The organism is Roseomonas chloroacetimidivorans (genome assembly GCF_049629625.1).
GTDB lineage: Bacteria > Pseudomonadota > Alphaproteobacteria > Acetobacterales > Acetobacteraceae > Roseomonas > Roseomonas chloroacetimidivorans.
In genome coordinates this window covers 1-4,895 of sequence record NZ_JBNBZS010000179.1, presented here as the reverse complement: position 1 = coordinate 4,895, position 4,895 = coordinate 1, and the positions used below count along the sequence as shown (strand labels likewise).

Below are 4,895 nucleotides of genomic sequence, written 5' to 3'. Positions count from 1 at the left end.
ACCGGCGCGAGCTTGGCCTCCCACTCCCGCACCGCCTCGTGGCTAAACACAACGCCGCGGATAAGGAACATCTCCGCCAGATCCCGCAAGGTCAGGCGGTAGCGCAGGCGCCACAGCACCACGAGCGCGATGACGTCGCTCGGGTACTGCGCCCTGTTCAGCACTCCGGCGCTGCGCTCGTTGAACCCTCGGCCGCAGGCGCGGCACCGGAAGCGCCGGTAGCCCTGGGCCGTACGGTCCGGCCGCTCAGCGACCTCGGCCGATCCGCAGCCCACGCACTCCATCCCAGGCTCCCAGCCGCCTCTCAACCCGTCAGGAGCCTACCCAGGGCTGCCCCAGCTCACCAATCCGGGCGCCCCCTGGCGCGAGTTCTGACAGATCCGGATCAACAGCAAGCCGGCAGCCTGCCTCTTTGTCGCCGCGGACGCTTGGCCCCTGGCGGTGATCGAGTATCAGGAGACAGGGCGCCACCGTGGCAAGGCCGAGGAGCGGAATGCTGTGAAGCGCACCATGCTTCCCAGAGCCGGGATCCGCTATCTCGAGGTGCCCAGCGCGATGAGCAAGCATCGGCTCAGCTTGAGGCCCACGTGGCCCAAGAATTGCGCGGCTCGGCATCCTACGCGACGGATGCCCCGGAAGGCGAAGGCCGGCTCACTGGGGCGACGTGAATGGTAGGCGGTCGGCATACTAGCCAAGTGTCGATCGCCCCCAAAGGACGGCCCACCGTGCCTTGGCTCCCAGACAAGGCAGTTCCTGTGGGCACACGACCCAACAGTTCAACGGTTTACCGCCCGCTAGCGTCCGATAACTATCTATTATCGGGCGCCGATTCCTGAAAGTGGCGGATTGCCCCAATTCTGGCTATCGATCAGACTCATCTGCCGGCCAAAGCGGCCGTGGCGCGAGGCGGCGCAGGGTAGGGGCATGCTGCAGAACGAGGGGCAGGAAGGTGCGGGAACGGACGGCTCTCCGCCCTCTCCGGACGCCCAACTGGGCCGGGCGGCGAAGCTACGACTTCAGATCGGCCAGCAGGCGCGGCAGGTCCCGGGCCGTGTGCACGACCCGGAGAATCCGGGGCGGCGCCGGATGTGGATCGTAGATCAGCAGGTAGGGGAAGCCGACCAGCGACCAGAGACGGCGCTGACCCAACGCAGCGGGCGCCGGCCGGCCAATGAGTGGCCGTGCGCCGAGGCGTCGCGCGGCCTCGCCAATTGCCCGGTGGAACCGCTGCCCAGCCGCTTCATCGTGGTCGGCATACCAAGCGATGATCTCGAGAACAGCGGCGCTGGCCGCCGGCGTCAGAAGGGCAGGGGCACTCAAGCCCGGCGTGCCGCGGCCGCCTTCAGGATAGCGTCCATGTCGCGCTCAAGCTCCTCGATGGTGACGAAGCCTTCGCGCTCGCCCTCGGCCTCGGCCTCTTCCAAGGACCTTACGAAGGCGGCAAGTTCAGCTTCCGCCTGCTGCAGCAGGGCAAAACCGGTTCGCACGACGTCATCCACGTCCCGGAAGCGGCCCTGCGCCACGGCGTCCGCCGCGAAGCGCTCCTGCTCGGGGGTGAGGATCACGGTGGTCATGGAAGGGAAGATAGGAGGGCAGGGTGCCGTCCGCAAAGCCTTCCGTGTGCCCGGAGGGACCGATGACCGCTGATCCCCCCCGGCAAGGAAAGGCGACCGAGGGCGAGATCCTGCCGCCCTCCGGCCAGCCCGCTCTGACCACCCCGTTACTCCGCGCCGCGGCCGGCCAGAGCCCGGCGGCGGTGCTGGCGCTGCTCTCCGGCCCGGTCGGGGAAGCCGTCGCCAAGGCGTCGGGCTATGCCGGCAAGGCGCTGTCCGAGAACACCCGCCGCGCCTACGCGACCGACTGGGTCCTGTTCTCGGCCTGGTGTGAGGCGGGCGGCGTCCCGTCGCTGCCGGCCGATCCCCTGGTGATTGCCGGGTATCTGGCGAGCCTCGCCGGCCAGCTCGGGCGCTCGGGGCTGCGCCGGCGCCTGGCGGCGATCGCGGAGATGCACCGCCGCACCGGCCACCCGATCGAGCCGGGTCACCCCGCCATCCGCATGACCCTCCGCGGTATCCTCGCCAACCACGGCAAGCCGGCCCGGCCCGCTGCGGCGCTGACCTCGGCCGAGGTGAAGCGCCTCCTCGCTACCTGCGGCACCGACATGCCGGGCCTGCGGGACAAGGCGCTGCTGCTGACCGGCTTCGCGGGGGCGCTGCGACGCTCCGAGTTGGTGGCGATCGACCGTGAGGAGCTGCGCTTCACCAGCGAAGGCATGACCATCCGGATTCTGCGCTCCAAGCGCGACCAGGAAGGGGAGGGGGCCACGGTCGGCATCCCACGCGGCCTCAATCCCCTGACCTGCCCGGTGCGGGCGATGGAGGAGTGGCTGCGGCGGGCGCGGATCGAGTACGGGGCGGTGTTCCGGGGCCTCAGCGGGCGCGGCGTGCTCGAGGGCCGGCTCGACACGAAGAGCGTGTGGCGGATCCTGCGCAAGCGGGCCGAGCTCGCCGGGCTGACGGTGGATGAGAGCGAGCGGCTGTCCCCGCACGGGCTGCGGGCGGGCTTCATCACTGAGGCCTATCTCAAGGGTGCGCTGGACGAGCAGGTGATGCACCACACCCGCCAGAAGAGCATCGCCACCACCCAGGGCTATCGCCGCCGGGCCAAGATCACCCAGGACAGCCCGGCCCGGCTCCTCGACCTGTAGGGCAGGGGAGTGGCCGCCCCTCTTTCCCCGGCCGCCCTCGATGCGCCGGTCCCGACGTCGCTCCCGACGCCGGCGCACACCGATTGGCTACGCAACGTGCTGGTGGTGACCGGACCGACGGAAGAGATGGGTCGGTTCCGGGCGGCGGCGGCCGGCGCGGGGGTGATCCCCTGGGTGCTGGACCTCGACCACATGGAGGAGGACTGGTTCCTGTCGCTTGCGGCGCCGGCCGAGGGTGAGCGGGCGATCAGCCTGCAGGGCGCGCGGATCCTGGCCCGGCGGCTCCGGGATGCCGCGGCCGCCAACCATCAGCGGGCGATCGCCCGCATCGGCACAGACTACCACTGCCCCTTCGACCTGCACCGCCTGCTGCCGGTCCCGCCCGGCATCCTGCGTCTCGGGCCCAATGATCCGGACAGCCGCACCTGGCTCTGGACGCATTGGGGCACCACGCGCCCGCTGCGGCATGTGCGGGAGTTGGAGCCCACCCTCGACGGCCGGAAGCGGCGGGTGGCGGAGCGGCGGGTGGAGTTCTGGTCGGCGGACTGGTCGCCCTGGCGGGTGCTGCGCCGGCTCCGTCGGGACTGGCCGGCCCTGAGCTTCGGCCTGCAGCCGGACTACGCGGACGGCGAGGGCAATGAGCCCACGAGCGGACCCATCGCACCCGCCCAGCACAAGCAGGGCATCCGGGACAGGAAAGACAACCGAGACAAGTCAACCCGAGCGGCCAGGGCGCGCCGTGGCTGACGCCGGCGCCGCAGCCGCGGTTGAGGATGGTTGGCAGGAAGATGAAGGGCCCGGCGGGCGCCCCTGGCCAGCCGATATGCCTCACCTCAGTGTGGAAGGCTTCGACGGACCGCTCGACTTCCTGCTGGAGATGGTGCGTCGGCACCAACTCGACCTCGGCCGGTTGTCGATCATCCCTCTGACCGACCAGCTGGTCGCGGCGCTAGAGGGTAGTCTCGCACGGCTGGAACGCCGGGCCGACTGGCTGGTGATGGCGAGCGAGCTCCTGCGGCTCCGGGCGCAGCTGCTCGCCCCCGCCAGTCCGCAGGCCGCCGCAGAGGCCGCGGCGGAGGCGAACCGACGGTTCGGGCAGTTGGAAGAACTCGCGGCGATGAAGGCGGCAGCCGCCTGGCTGGCGGCTCGGCCGCAGCTCGGGCAGGACGTCTTCGCACGAGGCAATCAGATGCGGGCGTCCGCAGGGCCACAAGCCAAGATGCTAGTGGCTTTCCTGGAGGCGACGCTTGCATGGATGGAACCACGGCCTGAAACGCGCAGAAAGGAGCCGCCGGTCTACCGGCCCTCGCCGCCCGATGTTTGGACTCTACCGGAAGCACTGGCACGGCTTCGCGAGGCTCTGCGATCTGAGCCCAGCGGCGGCGAGCTTTGGAAGTTGGGTCTCCCGCAACTCGCGGCAGCCGCGCCGGTACGCCGGCGGTCGGCTGCCGCGAGTACCTTCCTGGCGGGCCTGGAACTCGCACGTCAGGAGGAGGTAATCCTGCACCAGGATCATCCTTTCGGGCAGATCAACGTGCAGCTTGTGTCGCCACACTCGGCGGCTGCTTGAAAGCATGACCGCTTGACCATAAAAATCAAAACCCCGGCGGTATGCAGAGCAGGGACCAGCCGGGGGATACGCCACCTATATGCGGCCATTGGTCCCAAAAATCAAGGGGACCGCGCGTCCAGTGCCTACCTTCGCCGATGCTCTTTCTGTGGAGCGCTTCGACACCTACCTCAAATGGGCAGCTGGCGACCCCGATTTGGCCGGGCGCCTTTACACCTACAATGTACAGCTCTCGGCCGCTCTTTACGGCCCCCTGCACATGCACGAGGTGGCGCTGAGAAACAAAGTCGACGCGCGCTTGGTCCAGGTCCATGGAACGGGCTGGATCCATGACCCGGTCGTGCTGAGGACAGCCTACCAGCAGGCCTGCGTGCGCCAGGCGCTACAGACGCTCAAGCAAGCCGGCAAGGCAGCGTCACGACCCCAGATCGTGGCAGAACTGAATTTTGGCTTCTGGTCATCACTGTTCGGCCGGGAGTCTCATCACCTTTGTATCCATCCGGCCGGGGCCGCGGGCTATCGAGCGCAGACGTGCTGACCGCGCTCACCGCTTCTGGTCGAGGCAGAGTTCCTTGAGGCTTTCGATGCCGTGCTCGGTGAATTTGAGCGTCGCGCGAT

Annotated in this window: 7 protein-coding genes and 1 pseudogene; 5 read left to right on the top strand and 3 right to left on the bottom strand. The window is 69.0% G+C overall.

Going from position 1 to position 4,895, the window contains the following annotated elements; genetic code table 11:
• Window positions 1–284, bottom strand: a pseudogene (locus ACO1BU_RS36005) (hypothetical protein); the annotation flags it as partial.
• A 94-nt stretch (window positions 285–378) separates the two neighbouring features.
• Here ACO1BU_RS36005 and ACO1BU_RS36000 point away from each other — a divergent pair.
• Window positions 379–675: a DUF2726 domain-containing protein gene (locus ACO1BU_RS36000; protein WP_424140683.1), complete on the top strand. Its 297-nt coding sequence runs from the start codon at window positions 379–381 to the stop codon at window positions 673–675.
• A gap of 333 nt (window positions 676–1,008) precedes the next feature.
• Here ACO1BU_RS36000 and ACO1BU_RS35995 read toward each other — a convergent pair whose 3' ends face one another.
• Together ACO1BU_RS35995 and ACO1BU_RS35990 are read right to left on the bottom strand one after the other, a co-directional pair.
• On the bottom strand, window positions 1,009–1,320 hold the full coding sequence (locus tag ACO1BU_RS35995; protein WP_424140682.1) for a type II toxin-antitoxin system RelE/ParE family toxin: 312 nt from the start codon (window positions 1,318–1,320) through the stop codon (window positions 1,009–1,011).
• Window positions 1,317–1,574, bottom strand: coding sequence for a ribbon-helix-helix domain-containing protein (locus ACO1BU_RS35990; RefSeq protein ID WP_424140681.1), 258 nt, complete (start codon window positions 1,572–1,574; stop codon window positions 1,317–1,319). The genes ACO1BU_RS35995 and ACO1BU_RS35990 overlap by 4 nt, the downstream gene beginning before the upstream one ends.
• A 62-nt stretch (window positions 1,575–1,636) precedes the next feature.
• Between ACO1BU_RS35990 and ACO1BU_RS35985 the strand changes: the two genes are divergently transcribed.
• From ACO1BU_RS35985 to ACO1BU_RS35970, 4 genes are all read left to right on the top strand, one after another.
• On the top strand, window positions 1,637–2,707 hold the full coding sequence (locus ACO1BU_RS35985) for a site-specific integrase (RefSeq protein WP_424140680.1): 1,071 nt from the start codon (window positions 1,637–1,639) through the stop codon (window positions 2,705–2,707).
• A gap of 9 nt (window positions 2,708–2,716) precedes the next feature.
• Window positions 2,717–3,454 (top strand): hypothetical protein, encoded by a 738-nt coding sequence (locus ACO1BU_RS35980; protein ID WP_424140679.1) that lies wholly within the window; start codon window positions 2,717–2,719, stop codon window positions 3,452–3,454.
• Between the two features lie 76 nt (window positions 3,455–3,530).
• Window positions 3,531–4,277, top strand: a complete 747-nt coding sequence (locus tag ACO1BU_RS35975; RefSeq protein WP_424140678.1) for a segregation/condensation protein A — start codon at window positions 3,531–3,533, stop codon at window positions 4,275–4,277.
• A gap of 121 nt (window positions 4,278–4,398) precedes the next feature.
• The gene (locus ACO1BU_RS35970) at window positions 4,399–4,815 is read left to right on the top strand and encodes a hypothetical protein (RefSeq protein ID WP_424140677.1); all 417 of its coding nucleotides are present in this window, start codon (window positions 4,399–4,401) and stop codon (window positions 4,813–4,815) included.
• The last annotated feature ends 80 nt before the right edge of the window (window positions 4,816–4,895 follow it).